The organism is Stenotrophomonas sp. 86428_Sma, from assembly GCF_056481585.1.
In genome coordinates this window covers 266,580-289,348 of the sequence record NZ_CM151156.1, presented here as the reverse complement: position 1 = coordinate 289,348, position 22,769 = coordinate 266,580, and the positions used below count along the sequence as shown (strand labels likewise).

22 protein-coding genes and 1 tRNA gene are annotated in these 22,769 nt (G+C 66.7%); 8 read left to right on the top strand and 15 right to left on the bottom strand.

Annotation, left to right across the window (positions count from 1 at the left end; translation table 11 throughout):
- Nucleotides 1-111: 111 nt before the first annotated feature.
- Complete coding sequence (locus ACZK3J_RS01245; RefSeq protein ID WP_152911148.1) at nucleotides 112-714, top strand: hypothetical protein; 603 nt, start codon at nucleotides 112-114, stop codon at nucleotides 712-714.
- Between the two features lie 54 nt (nucleotides 715-768).
- Nucleotides 769-1,554, top strand: coding sequence for a hypothetical protein (locus ACZK3J_RS01240; RefSeq protein WP_152911149.1), 786 nt, complete (start codon nucleotides 769-771; stop codon nucleotides 1,552-1,554).
- A 111-nt stretch (nucleotides 1,555-1,665) separates the two neighbouring features.
- On the opposite strand, the gene ACZK3J_RS01235 is transcribed toward ACZK3J_RS01240, so the two are convergent.
- From ACZK3J_RS01235 to birA, 4 genes are all read right to left on the bottom strand, one after another.
- Nucleotides 1,666-1,741 (bottom strand) — tRNA-Thr (locus ACZK3J_RS01235).
- Between the two features lie 40 nt (nucleotides 1,742-1,781).
- Entirely contained in the window at nucleotides 1,782-2,630 is an 849-nt protein-coding gene (locus tag ACZK3J_RS01230; protein WP_049462324.1) for an SPOR domain-containing protein, read from the bottom strand.
- Nucleotides 2,631-2,639: 9 nt separating this feature from the next.
- Entirely contained in the window at nucleotides 2,640-3,371 is a 732-nt protein-coding gene (locus ACZK3J_RS01225) for a type III pantothenate kinase (protein WP_005407698.1), read from the bottom strand.
- A complete protein-coding gene (gene birA / locus ACZK3J_RS01220; protein WP_049462325.1) occupies nucleotides 3,368-4,336 on the bottom strand; it encodes a bifunctional biotin--[acetyl-CoA-carboxylase] ligase/biotin operon repressor BirA in 969 nt (322 codons plus the stop codon). The genes ACZK3J_RS01225 and birA overlap by 4 nt, the downstream gene beginning before the upstream one ends.
- Nucleotides 4,337-4,480: 144 nt before the next feature.
- Between birA and ACZK3J_RS01215 the strand changes: the two genes are divergently transcribed.
- Both ACZK3J_RS01215 and ACZK3J_RS01210 read left to right on the top strand, forming a co-directional pair.
- A complete protein-coding gene (locus ACZK3J_RS01215) occupies nucleotides 4,481-4,759 on the top strand; it encodes a hypothetical protein (RefSeq protein ID WP_010486993.1) in 279 nt (92 codons plus the stop codon).
- Nucleotides 4,726-5,517 (top strand): M90 family metallopeptidase, encoded by a 792-nt coding sequence (locus ACZK3J_RS01210; RefSeq protein ID WP_478476307.1) that lies wholly within the window; start codon nucleotides 4,726-4,728, stop codon nucleotides 5,515-5,517. Before ACZK3J_RS01215 ends, ACZK3J_RS01210 begins: the two co-directional genes overlap by 34 nt.
- 468 nt (nucleotides 5,518-5,985) lie before the next feature.
- Here the strand turns inward: ACZK3J_RS01210 and ACZK3J_RS01205 are convergent, their stop codons facing one another.
- The 6 genes from ACZK3J_RS01205 to ACZK3J_RS01180 form a co-directional block, all read right to left on the bottom strand.
- Nucleotides 5,986-7,410 carry an ATP-binding protein gene (locus ACZK3J_RS01205; RefSeq protein WP_032128221.1) on the bottom strand — a complete coding sequence of 475 codons (1,425 nt, stop codon included), beginning with the start codon at nucleotides 7,408-7,410 and terminating at the stop codon, nucleotides 5,986-5,988.
- Between the two features lie 25 nt (nucleotides 7,411-7,435).
- A complete protein-coding gene (locus tag ACZK3J_RS01200; protein WP_004136763.1) occupies nucleotides 7,436-8,119 on the bottom strand; it encodes a response regulator transcription factor in 684 nt (227 codons plus the stop codon).
- 73 nt (nucleotides 8,120-8,192) lie between these two features.
- Nucleotides 8,193-8,567 (bottom strand): hypothetical protein, encoded by a 375-nt coding sequence (locus tag ACZK3J_RS01195; RefSeq protein WP_049399851.1) that lies wholly within the window; start codon nucleotides 8,565-8,567, stop codon nucleotides 8,193-8,195.
- Between the two features lie 212 nt (nucleotides 8,568-8,779).
- The gene (dusA, locus tag ACZK3J_RS01190; RefSeq protein ID WP_478476306.1) at nucleotides 8,780-9,811 is read right to left on the bottom strand and encodes a tRNA dihydrouridine(20/20a) synthase DusA; all 1,032 of its coding nucleotides are present in this window, start codon (nucleotides 9,809-9,811) and stop codon (nucleotides 8,780-8,782) included.
- A gap of 206 nt (nucleotides 9,812-10,017) precedes the next feature.
- Complete coding sequence (locus ACZK3J_RS01185) at nucleotides 10,018-10,668, bottom strand: DUF6338 family protein (RefSeq protein WP_049399849.1); 651 nt, start codon at nucleotides 10,666-10,668, stop codon at nucleotides 10,018-10,020.
- Between the two features lie 144 nt (nucleotides 10,669-10,812).
- Complete coding sequence (locus ACZK3J_RS01180) at nucleotides 10,813-12,276, bottom strand: SulP family inorganic anion transporter (protein WP_149909324.1); 1,464 nt, start codon at nucleotides 12,274-12,276, stop codon at nucleotides 10,813-10,815.
- 242 nt (nucleotides 12,277-12,518) lie between these two features.
- Here ACZK3J_RS01180 and ACZK3J_RS01175 point away from each other — a divergent pair, with 242 nt between their 5' ends.
- Nucleotides 12,519-13,475: a cation diffusion facilitator family transporter gene (locus ACZK3J_RS01175; RefSeq protein ID WP_478476305.1), complete on the top strand. Its 957-nt coding sequence runs from the start codon at nucleotides 12,519-12,521 to the stop codon at nucleotides 13,473-13,475.
- Between the two features lie 111 nt (nucleotides 13,476-13,586).
- Complete coding sequence (locus tag ACZK3J_RS01170) at nucleotides 13,587-14,012, top strand: organic hydroperoxide resistance protein (RefSeq protein WP_414577829.1); 426 nt, start codon at nucleotides 13,587-13,589, stop codon at nucleotides 14,010-14,012.
- Between the two features lie 147 nt (nucleotides 14,013-14,159).
- On the opposite strand, the gene mmsB is transcribed toward ACZK3J_RS01170, so the two are convergent.
- Genes mmsB through ACZK3J_RS01145 form a run of 5 tightly spaced genes read right to left on the bottom strand, consistent with a single transcriptional unit; the run spans nucleotide 14,160 to nucleotide 19,699 of the window.
- Nucleotides 14,160-15,050: a 3-hydroxyisobutyrate dehydrogenase gene (gene mmsB, locus ACZK3J_RS01165; RefSeq protein WP_134951693.1), complete on the bottom strand. Its 891-nt coding sequence runs from the start codon at nucleotides 15,048-15,050 to the stop codon at nucleotides 14,160-14,162.
- Nucleotides 15,047-16,222, bottom strand: a complete 1,176-nt coding sequence (locus ACZK3J_RS01160) for an enoyl-CoA hydratase/isomerase family protein (protein ID WP_478476304.1) — start codon at nucleotides 16,220-16,222, stop codon at nucleotides 15,047-15,049. Before ACZK3J_RS01160 ends, mmsB begins: the two co-directional genes overlap by 4 nt.
- Nucleotides 16,219-17,016 (bottom strand): enoyl-CoA hydratase, encoded by a 798-nt coding sequence (locus ACZK3J_RS01155; RefSeq protein WP_049399842.1) that lies wholly within the window; start codon nucleotides 17,014-17,016, stop codon nucleotides 16,219-16,221. The genes ACZK3J_RS01160 and ACZK3J_RS01155 overlap by 4 nt, the downstream gene beginning before the upstream one ends.
- The gene (locus tag ACZK3J_RS01150; RefSeq protein ID WP_121505114.1) at nucleotides 17,013-18,179 is read right to left on the bottom strand and encodes an acyl-CoA dehydrogenase family protein; all 1,167 of its coding nucleotides are present in this window, start codon (nucleotides 18,177-18,179) and stop codon (nucleotides 17,013-17,015) included. Before ACZK3J_RS01150 ends, ACZK3J_RS01155 begins: the two co-directional genes overlap by 4 nt.
- A 14-nt stretch (nucleotides 18,180-18,193) precedes the next feature.
- Complete coding sequence (locus tag ACZK3J_RS01145; protein WP_049399840.1) at nucleotides 18,194-19,699, bottom strand: CoA-acylating methylmalonate-semialdehyde dehydrogenase; 1,506 nt, start codon at nucleotides 19,697-19,699, stop codon at nucleotides 18,194-18,196.
- Nucleotides 19,700-19,814: 115 nt separating this feature from the next.
- Here ACZK3J_RS01145 and ACZK3J_RS01140 point away from each other — a divergent pair, with 115 nt between their 5' ends.
- On the top strand, nucleotides 19,815-21,182 hold the full coding sequence (locus tag ACZK3J_RS01140; RefSeq protein ID WP_478476303.1) for a helix-turn-helix domain-containing protein: 1,368 nt from the start codon (nucleotides 19,815-19,817) through the stop codon (nucleotides 21,180-21,182).
- Nucleotides 21,183-21,753: 571 nt separating this feature from the next.
- Nucleotides 21,754-22,707 (top strand): DUF1028 domain-containing protein, encoded by a 954-nt coding sequence (locus ACZK3J_RS01135; protein ID WP_049399774.1) that lies wholly within the window; start codon nucleotides 21,754-21,756, stop codon nucleotides 22,705-22,707.
- The last annotated feature ends 62 nt before the right edge of the window (nucleotides 22,708-22,769 follow it).

Sequence of the window (22,769 nt, the reverse complement as noted above, 5' to 3'; positions counted from 1 at the left end):
AATTCCAAGACCGAAGTCACATCTACCTCTGTCGATCTCATTTCAACTGCTCCGCGTGGTTTCGAAACCACGGTGGACCACGCATCCTTCTAGACCAAGGAGAGATCTAGCATGAGAATGAATTCCAAGAGCATACTGGCCGCCTCCACTATCGCATTGGGAAGCGCACTTCTGTTCACAGGTTGCACCCTGAAGAGTGTTCGAGCTTATGGCGAGTGCAGTGGAAAACAAGCAGGTGGCGGAGAGTGCAAGGCGGGTATGGAAGTTATCTGGGAAGGGGACGGTGGTGGGAAGAGGAGCATCTACAACTCCCTGCTCTCGTCTCTCAGCGTACTCCCAGATGCCGCGACGTTTGAGCTGGATACATCCGGATCAACCATACCGTATCCTGCCACGGGCAATGCGATACTCCGGGTAAAGAACGTCGCTACCGGCGCAATCAGCGCGTCCCAAACGTTTTCATGGGTCAGGACAGGCACCGTGATCCGAGTTGCGGATCCTAACGCGGTGAATGCCTGGATATACGCAAATGTGGGTAATGGCGATGCCTTGAGCTACGACCTGCTCCCCTTCCATTCGGCATACGGAAATGGCCCGCAGGTTATCGCTGGGCAAGCCAAACAGGAAGGCATTACCAAGGCGAGCTACTACCTGGAGTTCGAAGGACGGGATTGCGTCAACCACCCGTCGCCGCACTTGTGCATGGAGATGTAGTAAACAACAGGAGGTGCGGGTGCACCTTGAGCACCCGCACCTTTGGGAGAAGCGATGAAAGGAGTCGTACTCGCCGCATTCGCCGCCTCCATCCTGGCAGGCTGCGCCACAACGATTGGATTTCCACAAGGCATCCCTCCGGATGGCTATACCGAGCTGGTGTCCACGCCTCTCGGGCCATTCCGCTACTTCCGGTCTCTCTCCATTGTTCCAGGGCACAAGGACCTGCCCGCTCTGGAATCGTTTCACTGCACCAACACCCAGCACGGAATCCTGCTCTTGATGGCTGCAGGATCACAGATTGACGTTGCCGATACCTGTACGCGCATTGATGCAGCAGCGAAATTCTCCGAATCATGGATAGAAGCAAAGGCGAACAGATACCGGATTCTTCTCGTGCCAACGGATACCGCCGCGACGATACAGTCGCGTGCTTTGGGATCGTTCTCGGGTGGGAAGACATTGGCACTTGCGGCTTCGATACATGACGACCGCGGACGGACAGTTGCAAACCTTGTCGATCTGGTCGCACACGAGACATTCCATGCGCTGGGTCATGCCACAAGGCACCCTCAGGCGCTTGATGAACGCGTCGCCTACTACGCCGGGCTCTGCGCACAGCTTCAGGTAAATGGCGTTGTTCGAGAGGATTCGCTGCCTGGAGCCGCCATCGGCACGGACGACGCTGCAGTGCAGCTGTCTTCGCAAGCAGCCTATCGTGTCCGTCTCGAGACCTATCCCCTTCTCGTCGATGGCCGCATTCGAATGAATGAACAGTCTGGCGAACGTATGCTCCAGCGTTGCAACCAACTCAGAAGGGGTCTTACGAGGTCGCGTTGAACACGCCTGCAGACCCGCATTCTTTCCGGAACGGCAACGCACAAAAAAACCCGCTATTTCAGCGGGTTGATTGTTCCCCGTAGACATGTGCGGATGCCAAGGGATCGAAGATGGTGCCGCTTATCCGAATCGAACGGATGACCTACTGTTTACAAGACAGTTGCTCTACCAACTGAGCTAAAGCGGCATGGGTGGTGCACCGGCGGCAGCGCCGCGGTCCGGGGATTCTAGCGCAACCGCGTGCATTCCAGCGACCGGCTCTGTGCCGCCCCGCTGCGCTGCTGGGCCTGGGCCGGCTGCGTGCCCGCCGCCAGCTGCCCTTCCAGCCACCACTGGCCGGCGTCACCGCTGGCGACCAGGCGCGGCTGGAAGCCTGCGGCCTGCACCGCCGCCATGCGCCGCTCGGCGCCTTCGCGGTTGCGGTACTGGCCCAGCGCCACGGCATTGATGTCCTCGCCCTGGCTGATGATGTAGTAGTCGCTCAGGCCGGCGGCGACGATGCGCTTCACGGTGGCCTGCGCTTCGTCGCGGTTGGCGGCGGCCGGCAGCATCACCCGGTAACGGGCACTGCCACTGGCAGCGGGCTGTTCGCGCAGGCGCACCTGGCTGATCAGCGTGCCGGCCTTGCCCTGCGCGCTGCTCGCAGCGGCGCGGTCGGCGAACGGGCCCAGTGCGACGCAGCGCGGCGGCTCAGCGGCCGCGGGCGGGGTTGCGGGTTTTTCCGGTGACGGTACGGGTGCAGGCGGCGCTACCGGCTTGGCGGCAGCAGCAACCGCCGCAGCGTCAGCCGTCGGCGGCTTGGGAATGTCCGGCTTGGCCGGCAAGGCCGGCGCGGGCGCCACAGCCACAGCCGTCTTCGCCGCCGGTTCGCGCTCCACCAGCGGTGCGGTCGGGGCAGCGGCAGTCGCTTCGGCTGCGGCATTGGCATCCACACCACCGGGCACCCAGCGCAGCTCGGCCACACCGGCCGGTTGCGGCGGCGGCGCGGGCGGTTGCGGTGCATCGCGCAGCAGCCACCAGCAGGCGACGCCAAGATTGAGGATGGCCAGTACGACGATCAGGGCACGGGTCAGCATGCGCGGATACTAGCCTGCGGGCTGGTGCACCGCCCAGCGGGCGAGGCCATCCAGCACCAGCGATGGGTGGTAGTCGGCGCCGGGCAGCAGCGGCATCAGCGCCGGTGCGCCGCCACCATGCACCAGCAGCGACGGTGCCACGCCCAGCAGCGTGTGCGCCTGCTGTGCGCTGCGTTCGATCAGCGCCACGGCCGCGCCGTCGCAGCCAGAGGCCAGCGCGTCGGCGGTGTCGTTGGCGAACTCGCTGTAGTCGCCGCCGGTCGCCGGCAGCTGCACGGCACGCGCGTGCAGTGCTTCGCGCATGGTGGTGGGCGATGCGGAAATGCGGCCACCGTGGTGCTGGCCATCGGCGTCGAGCAGGTCAATGGTCAGTGCGGTGCCCACGCCGACCACCAGCACCGGGCGCTGCGCCTTGGCCGCAGCCAGCAGGGCCAGGAAGCGGTCGACGCCGAACTTTTCCGGCTTGGCATAGGCAATGCGCACGCCCGCGCATTCGGCGCTGGTGCGCACCACGTGCACGTGTTCGAAGCGGCGCTGCAGCTGGTCCAGCATGGCGCTGGTCAGCGACGGTGCGGCCACGCTGGCCACGAACGCGGTGGTGCCGCTGGGCAGGCTGTGCGGCGGCTGCCCGGCCATGCCTTCGGCGCCATGCGCCCAGGCCTGCACATCACCGGCTCGGTCACCCTGCAAAGGCGCGAACTTGAAGCGCGAGTTGCCCAGGTCGAACAACCAATCGCTCATGCCGCCCTCACGCTGACTTCGCCGGCGTGCAGCAGGCGTTCCTGGCCATCGATGCGCACGCGCAGCGCGCCGTCGTCAGCCAGGCCAAGTGCGGTGCCGTGCTGCCACTGCCCGTCCAGTTCCACGCGCACTTCGCGGCCGGCCAGCATGTCGAACGCGGCGTAGCGCGGCAGGAACGGGGCCAGTCCTTCGCGATCGAATTCTTCCAGCGCCGGCAGCAGGCGTGCCAGCACCGCGGCGACAACCACGTTGCGGTCCACCGGCTTGCCAGCCAGCGTATCCAGGTCTACCCACGGCTGGGTGATCTGCTCGGCGAACGACGGCGGCATGTGCGTGTTGATGCCGATGCCGATCACCGCGCGCGCCGGGCCGGCGTACTCGCCACCGCCTTCTGCGAGCAGGCCGACCAGCTTGCGCTTGCCATCGACGATCAGGTCGTTCGGCCACTTCAGCTGCGCCTGGGTGTAGCCCAGGTCGTGCAGCGCTTCGGCCACGGCGATGCCCGCCACCAGGCTCAGTCCGGCCAGGCGGCCAAGGCCACCGGAATACAGGCGCAGCACCGACAGGTAGATGTGCGCGGCCAGCGGCGAGGCCCAGGCACGCCCACGACGGCCACGGCCACCGGTCTGGCGTTCGGCCAGCAGGACGCTGACCCCGCGCTGGGGCGCGCTGCAACGCAGCAATTCGGCGTTGGTCGAGTCCACCGTCCAGGCCACCTGCAGGTCGTGCAGCAGCGGCATAACCTCTGCAGGCAGGCCTGCGCGGATCGCATCCGGGTCCAGCAGGTCGACCGGGCGGGTCAGGCCATAGCCTTCGCCAGCGCGGCCCTCGACGTCCACACCGGCGGCCCTAAGTCCTTGAATACGCTTCCAAATGGCCGCCCGGGTCTGGCCCAGCTCACGGGCCAGGGCGTCGCCGGACAGGCGACCGGCAGCGAGTTTGGCCAGCAATTGGCGATCGTCCACGGCAGCTTCCACGAAGTCAGGAAGGAATTATGCGGGAAAGCTGCCAGCGACGCCCGCCACGCTGGGTTTCGCGGGGGCTTCCAACGGGGCGCCGGGTTCGGGCTAGAATCGGGAACTCACCCTCCCTTAACGTGGATGTCGTCAATGCGCCGTTATGCCCATTGCCTGATCCTGCTGACGATGCCCTTCGCGGCGTCTGCGACGGCAGCGCTGGACGACAGCCGTGGGGCGTGCGTGTCCTCCAATGGCGATGCCGCCTCGCAGCGCGCGCCCACCGCCAGCGCATCGGCCGCCAGCACCAAGGCGGCACCGGTACGCCCGGCGGCCAGCACCACCACCGGTGGCGGTGGCAGCGACGACGACATGCTGCCGCGCATCCGCGCGCCGAAGTGGCACAGCTACCTGCCGGGAATGTTCCGCTGATCAAGTCGTTGCTGCAGTGGCTGCGGCCTGCGCCGCGGCCGATCGACGATGCACTTTGGGATGACGCCTGCCGCCGCGCAGCCTGGCTGCACGGACTGGACGACGAACGCCGCGCACGCGTGCGTGTGCTGACCACGCGCTTCCTGCATGAGAAGACCATTACCCCGATTGGTGACCTGCAATTGCAGGCCGGCGATGGTGTGCTGCTGGCCGCGCTGTGCTGCCTGCCGCTGCTGGAATTCGGCGAGGTAGGACTGGAAGGCTGGTCGCAGCTGATCGTCTACCCGGATGCGTTCCGCGTGCACCGCAGCCACATGGATGCGGCCGGGGTACTACACGAGTGGGATGACGAACTGATTGGCGAATCGTGGGACAGCGGTCCGTTGATCCTGTCCTGGGCCGATGTGCAGGCCGACCTGGCGGCGCCGCACGAGGGCTACTGCGTGGCGGTGCACGAGATGGTGCACAAGCTGGATGCGCTGGATGGCGCGATGGACGGCACGCCGCCACTGCCGCGCGAGTGGCAGCGCGAGTGGGCAGCCACCTTCCAGCGTTCCTACGACGCCTTCTGCGCGCAGGTGGATGCCGGCGAGGAGACGTTGATCGACCCGTATGCGGCCGAAGCGCCGGAAGAGTTCTTCGCGGTGACCAGCGAGTACCACTTCTCCGCGCCGGATCTGCTGCAGCAGGCGTTGCCGGAGGTGGCCGCGCAGCTGCGGCGGTTCTATGGCGAGCCGCCGGCGATCGAAACACGGTAGTGCCGGCCGCTGGCCGGCACCTTGGCAATGCCACCGAAGATCATGAGGTTGCCGGCCAGCGGCCGGCACTACCGGAACACCCGCGCTGTTGCGCCAGGCGATGCCCCGCGGACGGGAACGCGCAACTGCGGCGGTTCTATGGCGAGCCGCCGACGATCGAAACACGGTAGTGCCGGCCGCTGGCCGGCACCTTGGCAATGCCACCGAAGATCATGAGGTTGCCGGCCAGCGGCCGGCACTACCGGAACACTACACGCTGTTGCGCCAGGCGATGCCCGGCGGGCGGGAACGCGCAACTGCGGCGGTTCTATGGCGAGCCGCCGACGATCGAAACACGGTAGTGCCGGCCGCTGGCCGGCAACCTGGCAATGCCACCGAAGTTCATGAGGTTGCCGGCCAGCGGCCGGCACTACCGGAACACCACGCGCTGTTGCGCCAGGCGATGCCCGGCAGACGGGAACGCGCGGATTACGGCCCCGGCGGCAGGCGCACTTCGAAACGGGCACCGCCCAGTTCCTCGGAGCGGCCTACAGCCAGTTCACCGCGATAATCCTTGATCAGGTCCTGCACGATCGACAGGCCGATACCGTGGCCCTGCACGCGCTCGTCGCCACGCACGCCACGCTGCAGCACCTTGCCGATGTCGTCCGGGGCGATGCCGGGGCCATCGTCGTCCACCGCCAGCAGCAGGCCGGCGCGGCGCGCGTTCGGTGCCGGCAGCGGCTGCGCGGTCAGCAGCACGCGGCGGTTGGCCCACTTGAAGGCGTTTTCCAGCAGGTTGCCGAGCAGTTCCTGCAGGTCGCCCGGTTCGCCGTGGAAACGCGCGGCCGGGTCGATATCGAATTCGCACAGCACGCCCTTCGAGGCATAGACCTTTTCCAGGCCACGCACGATTTCCTCGGCGTTGGATTCGATCGGCAGCGGCGCGGAGAACAGCTTGTGGCCCGACGACGCAGCACGTGCCAGCTGGTAGGAGACCAGGTTGTTCATGCGCTGCAGCTGCACGTCCAGCTCCTCGCGCAGCGCGCCATCGCCCGCGCCACTGTCCATCTGCGTGCGCAGCACCGCAATGGGCGTCTTCAGGCTGTGTGCCAGATCGGCCAGGGTATTGCGCTGACGCTCGAGGTTCTCGCGCTCGCTTTCAATGAAGGCGTTGATGCTGTCGGTCAGGGGTTCCAGCTCGCGCGGGTGGCGCTCGCTCATGCGCGCGGTCTCGCCACGCTGCACCTTGGTCAGCTCGGTGATCACGCGGCGCAGCGGGCGCAGGCTCCACTGCAGAATGACGGTCTGCAGCAGCAGCAGGATCAGGCCGATGCCGCCCAGGTAGAACCACACCCGGCCACGGAACACCCGCAGCTGCGCACCCAGCGCGCGCGAGTCTTCCATCACGTAGATGGTGTACGGGAATTCGGTGGCGGGATCGGCGTCGGCGTCCCACACCAGGCCCAGGCCATAGCGGTACACCGAGCCCTGGCTGCCGTCGATCTGGATCATCGGCAGCGGGCCTTCGAACACTTCCTGGCGCGGCGCCAGCAGGCCACCGCCGACGGTGGGCAGCATCGGGCCTTCGGCAGACATCGAATTGCCCTTGCCGTGCGGCATCACCACCTGCAGGTACAGGCCGCTGCCGGGCACGTCGAAGCGCGAATCCGGTGGCTGCTCGCGGATGTACAGCGAGCGGTCGCGGGTGAAGTCGATGCCGGCCGCATAGGCGGTGGCGTAGTTCTTCAGGCGCTCACGCAGGTTCGCCTTCGCCGTATCGGCGAAGGCGGCGTCGAGCGCGTAACCGGCCAGCGCCAGGAACGCGACCAGGCCCACGGACGCGGCGAGCATCTGGCGCGCCTGCAGTGAGCGCGGCCGCCAGCGTCGGAAGAACCACAGACGGCCGGACATCATGGTATCGCCAGGGTGAGCCGGCTCAGCCCTCGTTGCGGGGGATCGCGAAACGGTAGCCGCGACCGCGCACGGTCTCGATCGGCTTCAGCTCGCCATCCGGATCCAGCTTCTTGCGCAGGCGGCCGATGAAGACCTCCAGCACGTTCGAGTCGCGGTCGAAGTCCTGCTGGTAGATGTGCTCGGTGAGATCGGCCTTCGAGACCAGTTCACCGGCATGCATCATCAGGTACTCCAGCACCTTGTACTCGTAGCTGGTCAGGTCGACATTGCTGCCGGCCACGCTGACGGTCTGGGCGGCGAGATCCAGCGCAACCGGGCCGCATTCCAGCGTCGGCTTGCTCCAGCCAGCGGCGCGGCGCAGCAGCGCATTGACGCGGGCCAGCAGTTCTTCGACGTGGAACGGCTTGACCAGGTAATCGTCAGCGCCCTGCTTCAGGCCCTCGACCTTGTCCTGCCAGCTCGAACGCGCGGTCAGGATCAGCACCGGGAACTTCTTGCCTTCGTCACGCAGGGCCTTGATCAGCTCCATGCCCGACATCTTGGGCAGGCCGAGGTCGATGATGCCGACATCGAACGGAACTTCGCGCCCCATGTAGAGGCCTTCCTCGCCGTCCTGCGCAGCATCGACGGCAAAGCCTTCGCGCTTGAGCCGGGCTGCCAGGGTCTCACGCAGCGGGGCTTCGTCTTCGACCAGAAGGATACGCATGAACTCTCCCTAGTGTCCTGGGTATGGCCCGGAGGCCTGTGGGGTACGGGTTGATAGCGACAACTATCCCTGTTCAGGGGTTATCGCCGCGTAGTGATGACATATCCGACCGCGGCGTGCGCGGCTGTGAACGCGACGGCGCGGGGTCGTCCATGTAGCGGACCCGGCCCCGATCGTCCATGTACTTCACCCGGTTGATATCACGACCATCGAACGGCACGCGCTCGGCGCCGAGGATGTGGCCGCCGGTGGTGCGCTGCACGCGGCGCACGGCATCGGACAGCGAACGCTCGTCGCCACGGTTGCCGCGCTCGCCCCGCTCCATCATCTCCGCCCGCCCCTGGTCGCCGCGCGGCGGCTGTTGCGCCAGCGCCGAAGACAGCGGCACAGCCGACAGGACCACGCAGGTGGCCAGGGCAATGCGGCGGTGGAAGGGAGCGGAAGACATCGATGCGATCCTAGCCGAGCACGGCGATTCGTTCAAAAGTCGTAAATCCGGCGCCGGGTTCGAAACCCAGCGTTTTACAAATCTTTTGCAAATTCTTGGTTTACAGCGGTGAATCCGGTCTGAACTTTTCCGGCCCTGCGCTCGAGTCGTTCAGCTAAGTGAACATTCGGGACGAATCGCCGTCCCTTGTCAAGTCAGGAATGTGACTGCGGTCACGCTGCGGCGCGATCAGCTTCGCGGTCGGTGACCGCCAAGGCCTGTTCGATCAGGCTCCAGCCGGCGCCGGGGCGGTGTGCGCCCTCGCTCAGCACCTGGCGGAATGCGCGCCCACCGGGCTGGCCGTGGAACAGGCCGAGCAGGTGGCGGGTGATGTGCTTCAGCGCCAGGCCTTCCCCCAGCCGCGCCTCGATGTAGGGGCGCATCGCGCGCAGCAGGTCGCCACGGGCCTGCAGCGGGGCGCCGGTGTGCAGCGCCTCCAGCTGATGCAGCAGGTAGGGGTCGTGGTAGGCCGCGCGGCCCAGCATCACGCCATCGACGTGCGCGGCCTGCGCCTGCACCGCCTCGATGCTGGCCAGGCCGCCGTTGATCACCACCGGCAGTGCCGGGCGCTCCCGCTTCAGGCGGTAGGCCCAGTCGTATTTGAGCGGGGGAACCTCACGGTTCTCCTTCGGCGACAGGCCCTTCAGCCACGCGTTGCGCGCATGCACCACCACCATCGCCGCACCGGCGGCGACCTGACGGTCGACGAAGGCGGCGAACACGTCGTAGTCGTTGTCCTCGTCCACGCCCAGGCGGCACTTCACCGTCACCGGGATATCAACCGCGTCGACCATCGCCGCGACGCATTCGGCCACCAGCGCCGGCTCGCGCATCAGGCACGCGCCAAAACGCCCGGCCTGCACGCGGTCGGACGGGCAGCCGCAGTTGAGGTTGACCTCGTCATAGCCCCACTCGGCGGCGATGCGCGCGGCCTGCGCCAGCAGCACCGGATCACTGCCACCCAGCTGCAGCGCCAGCGGCTGCTCGCTGCGGTCGAAGCCGAGCAGGCGCTCGCGGTCGCCGTGGATGACCGCGTTGGCGTGCACCATTTCCGTGTACAGGCGCGCGCCCGGCGCCAGCACGCGATGGAACACGCGGCAATGGCGGTCCGTCCAGTCCATCATGGGGGCAACGGACAGGCGCAGGGAATCGGCGTAACGGGCGGTGGCGGACGTCATCGGGGCATTGATCGTGGAGACTGGCATTGCCAGTGAGATCAATAGTTTACACAGGGCGGCTGAATGCGCCCGGTCAGCCGCGCGGCGAGCGCCGGTTGGGCCCGGCTCCGGCTGGCGGCCGGGGCGGGCTGGGCGGTGGCGGCGGACGCTTCCTGCCCTCGGGGAGCTTGGGGTTCGCGTTCTCCATGGATACGACCAACTGGTCCAGTGGTGGGTTGGAACCCTTCCTCAACTTAGCCATCGTCTGTCTCCTGGAGAATCTCGACCCACTGCACATCCACTGCGTGAATCAGTATGCCATCGAGCTGCGGAAGCTCGACCACGGCGGGGCTGGCCACGGGATCCGCTGCTGGATCGGCACCTTCATCGGGTGGATCCGCATCCACCAGCCAGGCCGGCATCTGCATGTAGAACTGTCCCGCAGCGGGGCTGATCGGCCACTCCTTGGGATAGCCGGTCAATCGACGGCCATCCTTCAATTGCAGCACCACGAAGGCAGGACGCGTACCCAGTACGCAATACCACTCGCTCGGGTGGGATGTCCTCGTGGTGAAGCCTGCGCGGCGGAGAACCCTGTGGAGGGAATCCTTGTTCGCAGCGAGGGCCAATCCTGCCCCCAGCAGTGCGGCGAGGACAAAACCCCATAGCAGGCTGCTGGTCTCGGTCCAGGTCCCCAGCACAAAGCAGCGACCCGCCAGCAGGAGCATCAGTTCGGTGAACTTGACCAGCACCTGGACCGCGAAGGTGAACACCAACGCTTCCACGGTCCGTTCGAACTGCGGCGGCTTGGGATGGGATGTCAGCCCATAGAACACCCATGCAGACAGGAAGCCCGGCAGCAGAAAGGTCAGCAGCGTGGTGGCGTTGTTGAAGAGCGAATCCATTCCGGCAGAAGTACTCCGTCGTGAGGATCACAACGGAGCACGATCACAGCGATTCTTCCACCCTGGGTGGGGTTCACAGGCTGAAGATGCAGCAACACCAACGGCGGCCATGGCGTTGCAGTTGCCCCACGAGAGCCGATAGCGTCAATGCGCGCTGCCAGCAGCGCCTTTGCCACCCACCTGCTCAATGAGGGTCTGGCTGGCCGCATTGAGCCCCACCACCGTCACCTCCGCACCGTGCGCGGCCAACTTTTCCTGCGCCCGCTCCAGCGCGGCCACGGCAGTCAGGTCCCACAGGTGCGCATCGCGCAGATCAATCTGCACCTTCGGCGCCACGTGCTGGTAATCGAACGCTGCACCCAGCTGCCCTGCCGAGGCGAAGAACACCTGCCCGCGCACGCGATAGACCTGCGTGTCATCGGCATCGTCGCGCTGCACGTCCAGCATGCGGCCAACCTTGCGCGCGAAGAACAGGGCCGACAGCAGCACACCGCTGAGCACGCCCTTGGCCAGATCATGGGTGGCCACGGTGACCACCACGGTCAGCAGCATCACCGCAGAGGAACTGCGCGGATGCGTGCGCAGGTCGCGCAGCGAGCGCCAGCTGAAGGTGCCGATGCTGACCATGATCATCACCGCCACCAGCGCCGCCATCGGGATCTGCCGTACCAGATCGCTGCCGTACACCACCAGTATCAGCAGGAACACGCCGGCCACCAGGCAGGACAGGCGGCCGCGCCCACCGGAGGTCACGTTGATCACCGACTGGCCGATCATCGCGCAGCCGGCCATGCCGCCGAGGAAGCCGGTGACCGTATTCGCCACGCCCTGGCCAACACATTCGCGGTTGCGCTCGCTCGGCGTTTCGGTGATGTCCTCAACGATCTGCAGGGTCATCATCGATTCGAGCAGGCCGACCACGGCCAGCGTGGCCGACACCGGCAGCAGAATGCGCAGCGTCTCCCAGGTGAGCGGCACATCGGGCAGCAGGAAATGCGGCAGGCTGTCGGGCAGCTGGCCCATGTCACCGACGCTGCGTACGTCCACGCCGAAGCCGATCACCACGGCGGTCAGCACCACAATGGCCACCAGAGGCGACGGCACCGCGCGGGTAATGCGTGGCAGCAGGTAGATGATCGCCAGCGCGGCGGCGCACAGCACATAGACCGTAGGCCCGCGACCGATCAGCTCGGGCATCTGTGCCAGGAAGATCAGGATCGCCAGCGCGTTGACGAAGCCGGTGATGACCGAGCGCGAGACGAAGCGCATCAACGAGCCCAGCTTGAACACGCCGGCCAGCACCTGCAGCAGGCCGGCCAGGATGCTGGCGGCGAACAGGTACTGCAGGCCGTGGTCCTTGACCAGGTCGACCATCACCAGCGCCATTGCACCGGTGGCGGCGGAGATCATGCCAGGGCGGCCGCCAGCAATAGCGGTGATGACGGCAATCGAGAACGCGGCGTACAGGCCAACCTTGGGGTCGACGCCGGCAATGAGCGAGAACGCGATGGCCTCGGGAATCAGGGCCAGGGCGACGACGATGCCGGACAGCAGGTCGCCACGGATGTTGCCGAGCCATTGCTGGCGCAGGGGGTAGGACGTTTGCATGGGAAAGCTCCGCGCACAGGCGGGCGTGGCCGCATGGCGCTGCAGTGGAAAGACACGGGTTCCTGAGCCGGGCAGGCCGGCTGCCGATGTGCGGCAAGGGTCAGGGTGGCGTGATCACTGCAGGCGGGCGTCGGTACGTGGGAGGCGCGCAGTCTACGGGAAGCGGCCCTACGGGGGTAGCGCGGTTGGCCGGCGAAGGCAGCGAAAGGCAGCGGAGCCTGGCTCCGCTCTACAATTGAACCATGGCCGCCAACCGCCCGCAGTTCTTCGACCCCGCCACCGAACAGGGCGTGCTGCGCCTGTCGATCGCCGCCTCTCTGCTGCTGGCCGCGGCGGCGATGGTGTTCGGCCTACTGGCCAGTTCTTCGCTGATCATCTTCGACGGCATCTACGGCCTGATCGACGTGGTGATGACCTGGCTGTCACTGCTGGTGGCGCGCCTGATCGCGCTGTCCACGCAGACCGATGCGCTGCAATCGCGGCTCAACCAGCGCTTCACCATGGGCTTCTGGCACCTGGAGCCGATCGTGCTGGGGGTGAGCGGCACACTGATGATCGGTGCGGCGCTGTATGCGCTGGTCAATGCGGTGGACGCGTTGATGTCCGGGGGCCGCCACATCGCCCTCGGCCCGGCCATTGCCTTCGCCGGGCTGTCGATCGTGGGCGAAGGCGCACTGGCCTGGTTCATCCTGCGCGCCAACCGCCGCATCGGCTCGGAGTTCATCGCATTGGACGCGAAGAACTGGGTGATCGCGGCCAGCATGTCGGCCTGCTACCTGCTGGCTTTCCTCGGCGGCGTACTGGTGCAGGGCACGTCGCTGGCGTGGGTCGGGCCGTACATCGACCCGGCCATCCTCGCCTTCGTCTGCGTGCTGGTGATGATCGCCCCGCTCGGCACAGTGAGGCGGGCGCTGGCCGGCATCCTGCTGGTCACCCCGCCGGAACTGCAGGCCCATGTGGATGCAGTGGCACGCGGGATCGTGGCCAAGCACGGCTTCGTCGAGCACCGCAGCTACGTGGCCCAGGTGGGGCGTGGCGAGCAGATCGAGCTGTTCTTCGTGGTACCGGAAAACGACCCGCCGCGGCCCCTGGTGGAATGGGACCAGCTGCGCGACGAGATCGGCGATGCACTGGGCGAGGCCTCGCCGGACCGCTGGCTGACCATCATGTTCACCACCGACCGCGAATGGACGATCTAGGCTGGCAGGACGATCAATCAAATTTTTCGTACGCATTGCAACCCAACGTACGCGGAAACCGGGCAAAGTAGGCTCCATCGCAACACCCACCCACCGACCAGGAGCATCCCGATGTCCATCGAAAAGGTTCTGTACACCGCCCAGGCCACCTCCACCGGCGGCCGTGAAGGCCGTTCCGTCTCCTCCGACAACGTGCTGGATATCCAGCTGTCGACCCCGCGCGAGCTGGGCGGCGCCGGCGGCCCGGGCACCAACCCGGAACAGCTGTTCGCGGCCGGCTACTCGGCTTGCTTCCTGGGCGCGCTGAAGTTCGTGGCCGGCCAGGCCAAGGTCGCGCTGCCGGCCGACACCACGGTGACCGGCAAGGTCGGTATCGGCCAGATCCCGACCGGTTTCGGCATCGAAGCCGAGCTGACCATCAGCGCTCCTGGCGTGCCGCGCGAGCAGCTGGAAGAACTGGTGCAGAAGGCACACATCGTGTGCCCGTACTCGAATGCCACGCGCGGCAACATCCACGTGACGCTGGTCGTTGCCTGATGGGGTGATGCCGGCCAGCGGCCGGCACTACCCGCGCCAGAGCAAAAAAATGGGCGGATGCCGGTCGAAACCGAACATCCGCCCATCCCACCTTCGTTGTCCCGCACGGGGGCATGAGGTTGCCGGCCAGCGGCCGGCACTACCAGGTCACGTCTCGCTGGTGATCAGCTGCACGACGCTGGAGAAGTCCAGCTTGCCGCGGCCGGCCTGGTGGTTCATCGAGTACAGGTTGCGGGCCACTTCGCCCAGCGGGATCGAGGCGCCGACACTCATCGCCGCTTCCACCGCCAAGCCCATGTCCTTCAGCATCAGATCGCTGCCGAAGCCGCCGCTGTAGCCGCGCGAGGCCGGGGCGTTTTCCAGCACGCCCGGCCACGGGTTGCACACTTCGGTGGCCCAGCTGCGGCCGGTGCTGACCGCCATCATCTGCGACAGCACCTTCGGGTCCAGCCCGTGCGCCACGCCGAGGGCGATGGCTTCGCCGGTGACCGCCATGATCACGCCCAGCGCCATGTTGTTGCACAGCTTGGCCACCTGGCCGGCACCGCTGGCGCCGACATGGAAGATGTTCTTGCCCATTGCCTGCAGCACTGGGCGGGCGCGCTCCAGCGCATCCTCCTCGCCACCGACGATGAAGGTCAGGGTGCCGGCCTGGGCACCGGCGGTACCGCCGGATACCGGCGCGTCGATCATCTGCAGGCCACGTGCGGCAGCGGCTTCAGAGACCTTGCGGGCGCTGGCCGGGGCAATCGTGCTGCAGTCGATGACCAGCGCACCGGCCGGAATCGCGGCAAGAATGCCGTCATCGCCCAGGTACACGCCTTCGACGTGGCGGCTGGCCGGCAGCATCGAGATCACCACCTCGGCATCGGCCAGGGTTTCGCGCGCCGATGCGGCCGCGCTGGCGCCGGCATCGACGGCGGCCTGCACCGCGGCCGGGACCAGATCGAACACGCGCACGATATGGCCGTTCTTGACCAGATTGGCGGCCATCGGGCCACCCATGTTGCCCAACCCGATGAATGCAATGCGGCTCATGCAAGGCTCCTTTCAACAAGGGGAGTGCCCAGGTCGGCCAGCGGATGCGCGGCATCGGCCCAGGGGGAAGCGAAGAAGGTGTCGGCCCACGCGCCGGTGGCCTCGGCCAGAGTGGCCGGGTTCCACTGCGGATTGCGGTCCTTGTCGATCAGCAGCGCGCGGATGCCTTCGGCGAAATCACCGTGGGCGGCGCAATGCAGGGCGACGATGTACTCCAGGCGGTAGATCGCGGCCAGGTCCTGGCCGGCACTGCGGCGCTGCAGCTCGTACGACAACCGTGCCGAACCGGGTGCACCGGCGGCGAGGGTCTTCTGTGCGGCCTGCAACCAGGCATCGTCGGTCTGCAGACCGGCGATGCGCGCAATGATGGCCTGCAGGTCATCGCCTTCGCACAACGCATCAACCTGCGCCGCATTGGCCAGCAGCGGGCCGGTGGCAGCATCGCTGGCATGCGACTGCAGCAGATGGCTGAGCCGTTCGTGGTTGTGTGCGGCATCGCTGGACCACGCGACCTGCAGCAGCGCATCGAACACCGCGCTGCGGCGTTCTTCGGCCACGTGCACGTCGGCCAGGCCGGCGTAGATGGCGTCGCCCGGATTGAGCAGCGCGCCGGTCAGCGCCAAGAACAGGCCGCCCTTGCCGGGTACACGCGGCAGCAGCCAGCTGCCACCCACATCGGGGAAAAGGCCGACGGTGATTTCCGGGAAGGCCAGCTTGGAGCGCTCGCTGACCACGCGGTGGCTGGCGCCGGACATCAGGCCGATGCCGCCGCCCATCACGATGCCGTGGCCCCAGCACAGGATCGGCTTGGCGTAGGTGTGGATGAGGTAATCGACGCGGTATTCAACGTCGAAGAACTCAGCGGCGTAGTCGTTCTCGCGGATGTCGCTGCGGCCGGCCTCGCGGAAGTCGACCATGCCCTTGTACAGGCTGTGCAGGTCACCGCCGGCGCAGAACGCCTTTTCGCCGGCAGCCTGCAGCACCACCATGGCGATGCCATCGTCGTCGGCCCAGGCATTCAACTGCTTCAGCAGCAGGTGTGCCATCGGCAGCGAGAAACCGTTGAGCGTACGCGGCGCATTGAGCGTGGCGATGCCGATGCGCGTGCCATTGCCAGCCACGCGCTCTTCGAACAGCACCGGTGCGTCGTCGGCAGCGGTGTCGGTGCTCATGCGTTCTTCCACTGCGCAGCGCGCTTTTCCAGGAAGGCGGTCACGCCCTCGACCTGGTCGGCGGTGTCGAACAGGTCGACGAAGGCTTCGCGTTCGGCCACCAGCGCCGAAGCGTGGGTACCGGTGCGGGTGGCCTGCACCAGAGTCTTGCAGGCGGCGATGCTGGTCGGGCTCTGCTTGCCGGCCTTCTTCGCCCATTCCAGCGCCAGCGCCTTGGCTTCGCCCTTGCCGACCTTTTCTTCGGCCAGGCCAATGCGCAGTGCGGTGTCGGCGTTGATGCGCTCGCCCAGCAGGATCATGCGCTTGGCCCAGCCCTCGCCGACCAGGCGCGGCAGGTTCTGGGTGCCACCGGCGCACGGCAGCAGGCCGACGGTGGCCTCCGGCAGCGCGACCTGGGCGTGGTCTTCGATGATGCGCAGGTCACAGGCCAGCGCGCATTCCAGGCCACCGCCCATGGCGTAGCCGTTGATCGCGGCGATCGACACGCCACGGAAACCGGACAGCGCTTCGAAGGCTTCACCGAAGCGGCGCGCAGCTTCACGTGCAGCGGCCTTGTCGCCGGAGGCGAACTGGTTGAGGTCGGCACCGGCGGAGAAGAATTTCTCGCCGTCACCGGTGATCACCAGCGCGTAGATCTCGCGGTCTGCGTTGAGCGCGCCGACCAGATCACGCAGCGCCGACAGGCTGTGCACGGTCCAGGTATGCGCCGGCGGGTTGTTCAGGGTGACCACGGCGGTGTGGCCATCCACCTCCACCTTCAGCCCCACGTGCTCCTGGGTACGCCAATCCTTCATCGCAGTTCCTCTTCGGTGTTGAGCAGGTGACGGGCAACGATCACCCGCATGATCTCGTTGGTGCCTTCCAGGATCTGGTGCACGCGGCAGTCACGCAGCAGGCGCTCGATTGGGTATTCGCGGATGTAGCCGTAGCCACCATGGATCTGCAGTGCTTCGTTGCAGACGTTGAAACCGGCATCGGTGGCGAAGCGCTTGGCCATCGCGCACCACACGTTGGCATCGCTGGCACCGGCATCGAGCTTGCGTGCGGCGGTGTGCACCATCTGCCGTGCGGCCACCAGCTGGGTGACCATGTCGGCCAGCTTGAACTGCAGGGCCTGGAACTCGGCCAGTGCCTTGCCGAACTGGCGGCGTTCGCCCATGTAGCGGCGTGCAGCGTCCAGCGCGCCCTGCGCCGCACCCAGCGAGCAGGCGGCAATGTTGATGCGGCCGCCATCGAGTCCCTTCATCGCCAGCTTGAAGCCGCCGCCTTCCTCTCCCAGAAGGTGGCTGACCGGTACGCGGACGTTTTCGAAGGTGATGCCACGGGTGGGCTGGCTGTTCCAGCCCATCTTCTCTTCCTTGCGGCCGAAGCTGATGCCCGGCAGGTCGGCCGGCACCGCAATGGCGCTGACACCGCCGGCACCGGCACCACCGGTACGCGCCATCACCACCAGCAGTTCGGTGGCACCGGCGCCGGAAATGAAAGCCTTGGAGCCGTTCAGCACATAGAAGTCACCGTCGCGCACGGCGGTGGTCTTCAGCGAGGCCGCATCGGAACCTGCACCCGGTTCGGTCAGGCAGTACGAGGCCAGCTTGCTGCCCGAGGACAGATCGGTGCCCCACGCATCGCGCAGTGCCGGCTGGCCCCACTTGGACACCATCCACGACGCCATGTTGTGGATGCTGATGTACGCCGCGGTCGACGGATCGACGTTGGCGAGCTCCTCGATGACGACGGCGGCGTCCAGTCGGCTCAGGCCGCTGCCGCCCACTTCCGGGTCCATGTACAGGCCGCAGAAGCCCAGTTCACCGGCCTTGGCGATCGCCTCGCGCGGAAAGATGCCCTCCGCATCCCATCGCGCGGCGTGCGGCGCCAGTTCGGCCTGTGCGAAGTCGCGCGCCGCCTCGCGGTACGCCTGCTGCGCTTCTTCCAGTTCCGTCGTCATCGAGTGGCTCATGGCTGCTCCTGCCGTTACTTCAGGCTGATCGTGGTGTTGACGCCATGGCTGAGCGTCTCGTCATCGAACCAGCGCGCGGTGACCGTCTTGGTCTGGGTGTAGAACAGCACCACCTGCTTGCCGTACGGGCCCAGGTCGCCCAGCTTGGACGCACGCGAACCGGTGAACGAGAACAGCGGCACCGGCACCGGGATCGGCACGTTGATGCCGACCTGGCCGACGTCGATGTCTTCCTGGAACTTGCGCGCGGCGGCGCCGGACTGGGTGAACAGTGCGGTGCCGTTGCCGTTCGGGTTGCTGTTGACCATCGCGATGGCCTCTTCCAGCGTCTCCGCTTCGAGGATGACCAGCACCGGCCCGAAGATTTCTTCCTGGTAGATGCGCATGTCGGTGGTGACACCGGCAAAGATGGTCGGGCCGACGAAGTTACCCTTCTCGAAACCATCGACCTGCGGCTTGCGGCCATCCAGCACCAGCTTGGCGCCCTGCTCCACGCCCGAGGCGATCAGGCCTTCCACGCGCTCGCGGGCGCTGCAGGAAATGACCGGCCCGACGTCGGTGCCGGCGACGGTGCCGCCGCTGACCTTCAGGGTCTTGGCCTTGGTGACCAGGTCCTGCACCCAGTTGCGTGCTTCACCGACCAGCACCAGCGTGGAGGCCGCCATGCAGCGCTGACCGGCCGCACCGAAGGCGGCGCCGACCATCGCGTTGAGGGTCTGTTCCTTGTTGGCGTCCGGCAGCACCACGGCGTGATTTTTGGCGCCCATCATGCACTGCACGCGCTTGCCGGCCAGCGAGGCACGGTTGTAGACGTGGGTGCCGACGCGGGTGGAACCGACGAACGACACGGCCTTGATGTCCGGGTGGTCGCAGATCGCGTTGACCACTTCCTCGCCGCCGTGGACGACGTTCAGCACACCCTTCGGGATGCCGGCTTCCAGGGCCAGCTCGACCAGGCGCATGGTGACCATCGGGTCCTGCTCGGACGGCTTGAGGATGAAGGTGTTGCCCGTTGCAATCGCCATCGGGAACATCCACAGCGGGATCATCGCCGGGAAGTTGAACGGGGTGATGCCGGCGCACACGCCCAGCGGCTGCATGATCGTGTAGGTGTCCACGCCATTGGCCACGTTGTTGGCCAGCTCGCCCAGCTGCAGGTTGCCGATGGCGGCGGCGTGCTCGACCACTTCCAGGCCGCGGAACACATCGCCTTCGGCGTCCGGCAGGGTCTTGCCCTGTTCGGCGGTGAGGATGTGGGCCAGCTCGCTCATGTTCTCGCGGATCAGCTGCTGGTACTTCAGGAAGATGCGCGCACGGGTGCCGATCGGGGTCTTGCGCCAGGTCTTGAAGGCTTCCTTGGCAGCGGCGACGGCGGCGTCCACTTCGCCGGTGGTGGCGAACGGCACCTTGGCCAGCACGTCCTGGGTGGCCGGATTGATCACGTCCTGCCAGTGGGAGGTGGCCGATTCAACGAACTGGCCATCGATCAGCATGCGGATACGGGGCGCTGCAACAGTCATGACGACAATCCCACAGGGTGCGAAAGATGCTTGGCATTATTCACAGCACCCACCTCGATTTCCGGGCTGAATCCGCTTAATCTGGCCAACACGCCAGACGATTCATGTTAATTCTGTGAATTATTCAGCCCCCCAGCGACAACTTGGCCTGCGCCTGCTGCGGCTGCGCGAGCAGAGCGGCTACAGCCAGGCGGATCTGGCACGGGCGCTGGGGCTGTCGGCCAGCTACCTGAACCAGATCGAGCGCAACAAGCGCCCACTGACCCCGGCTGTGCAGAAGAAGCTGGGCGAGGTATTGGGCGACGTTTCCGCACTGTTCGACGAGGATGAGCCCGCCGCCCTGCAGGAAGCGCTGGGCGAGACCCTGCGCGATCTGGGCCTGGCCGAGGTCAGCGCCACCGAACTGCGCGCGCTGGCCGGCAACCTGCCGCAGGTCAGCCGCGCGCTGCTGGACCTGCACCGCCGCCACCTGGCGCTGCGCGAGCATGCCGCGGCGCTGGAATTCCAGCTGGGCGAGCCCGGTGCCGGCAGCACCCTGCCCGCTGGCGACCAGGTACGCGAATTCTTCAACCGCATGCACAACCACATTCCCGAGCTGGACGAGCTGGCCGAGCAGCTGTTCGCCGAGTGGGGGCTGTCGCCCGGGCATGTGGCACCGCGGCTGCGCCAGCTGCTGGCCGACCGCCATGGCGTGCTGGTGGAAGTGGCCGCACTGCAGGCCGGGCGCGAGAAGCGGCAATACGATGCCGGTGCGCGGCGGCTGTGGCTGCCCGATTACCTGGAGCCCGGCCAGCAGGCGTTCCAGATGGCGGCCGAGCTGGCACTGCACGGCTACCTGCCGCAGATCGATGCGGTGGTGGCGCGTGCCGGCTTCACCGATGACGCGCGCATCGCGCAGGCAAGGATCGGTCTTTCCAACTATTTCGCCGGCGCGCTGGTGATGCCGTACATGCGCTTCCTGCGTGCGGCCGAAGCCAGCAGCTACGACATCGAACTGCTGGCGCACCAGTTCGGCGTCGGCTTCGAAGCGGTCTGCCATCGGCTGAGCACACTGGCACGGCGCAGTGCGCCTGGCCTGCCGTTCTTCTTCATCCGCGTGGACCGCGCCGGCAATGTGTCCAAGCGTCATTCGGCCACCGATTTCCACTTCTCGCAGGTGGGCGGCTCGTGCCCGCTGTGGATCGTCTACGAGGCGTTCAACCAGCCCGGCCGCATCCTTACCCAGACCGCGCGCATGCCCGACGGGCGCCGCCATTTCTGGCTGGCGCGGCAGGTCAGCAGCGGCCCGGTCGGCCATGGCCAGCCACGCAAGACCTTCGCGGTGGCGCTGGGCTGCGATCTGCAGCATGCCGAGCGACTGGTGTATTCGCTGGGGCTGGATGTGCAGAGCCCGGGGAACTCGGTATCGATCGGGCCGGGGTGCCGGGTGTGCCCGCGCGAGGACTGCATGCAGCGCGCGTTCGCGCAGTTGCCGGGGCGGTAGGGTTGGTTCGGCAGGGCTGCGCCCTGCACCTGCTTCAATCCAAGGCAACAGCAAAAGCAACAGCGGGCTTTCCGTGGGATGGCGGGGTGGATCCGGTTGCGGGGGACGCTGCAAGTCCCCCTCCGGGGCCCGGCGCAGCCGCTGGCGGCTGTGCGTTCGGGCGCTTGCGAGGCAATGCTTCGCAAGCAAAGCGCCCTCACCCATGTAAGCTCGGTCGCCGCTTGCTCGTGTGCGCAGTCCTGCGCACACGGCAAGACCGGGGTTGGGCGTCCTGCCCAACCCGCCCGAGGCATGCCTCGGGCCCATGCGGCTCACGCCCCCGCAACCGGACCCACCCCGCCTTCGACAGTTTCCCGCTGCTGTTGGTGGGTGCTGACCGTTGGTCGGCACGCTGCTGTTGGTGGGTGTCGACCTTGGTCGACACGGTAGATCCACGCCATGCGTGGATGCGCTTCGATGAAGTTTCGAAATATTCGATCTCGATCGGATTCCATCCACGCATGGCGTGGATCTACTAAACCTTTCGTGCGTAGGCTGCATCCCATTGCAATGCCCGCCCATGGAGACACCTATGTCCCTGTTGCGCTCTTGCCTGGCCCTGCTGCTCACTGCCACCGCCGCGCCGGCGTGGGCGACCTTTTCCATTGCCGCCTGCAACGAGGCCGGCGACTGCGGGGTGGCGGTGGCCACGCACAACCTGGCGGTCGGGGGCGTGGGTGTGCCGTGGGCACAGGCCAAAGTGGGCGCGGTCGCCAGCCAGTTCGAGACCAACCCGACCTATGGGTCGAAAGGCCTTGAACTACTGGCCAAAGGTCGCACGCCTTCGCAGGTGCTGAAGCAGCTGTTGGATGAAGACGGCAACTTCGATGGCACCACCCTCGCCGAGCGCCAGGTGGGGCTGGTCAGTGCGCGCGGCGGCAATGCGCAGTACACCGGCGCCACCGCGCAGCAGGCCAGCTGGGCCGGTGCGCACGGCGACGGCATGTTGAGCGTGCAGGGCAATGGCCTGGCCGGACCGGACGTGCTGGCGGCAATGCAACGTACCTTTACGGCTTCGCACGGAGCGCTGGCCACACGCCTGCTGGCGGCGCTGGAAGCCGGCCAGGCCGCGGGCGGCCAGCGCAGTGGGCAGTGGTCGGCCGCGCTGCTGGTGCGCACGCCAGGAGGCGACTGGCAGGACACCGACCTGCGCGTGGACGCCGACCCGCGTGCGGTCGCGAGGCTGCGCGAGCTGTACGACATGCGCCTGTCCAACGAGGCGATCATCCAGGCCGAGCAGCGTTGGGAGAACGGCGATGTGGCAGGTGCGCGCGCTGCGCTGGCGTCCTCGTTGTCACTGGCCCACGGCTGGGACCGTACCTGGGCGCGCGCTGCGCGCCTGGCCATGCGGCAAGGTGATTTCGCGCTGGCCCGCGAATACCTGGCCGGCCTGCGTGCGCTCAATCCGGGCTGGGTGAAGCAGGAGCTGGCGCTGCCGTTGTATGCACCCTTGCAGGGTGATGCGGTGGTTGCACCCTGGCGATGAAGCACCGCAGGGAGCAGATCATGCCGACCAAGGTCGGCACCCACCAGAACAGTTCAATCGGC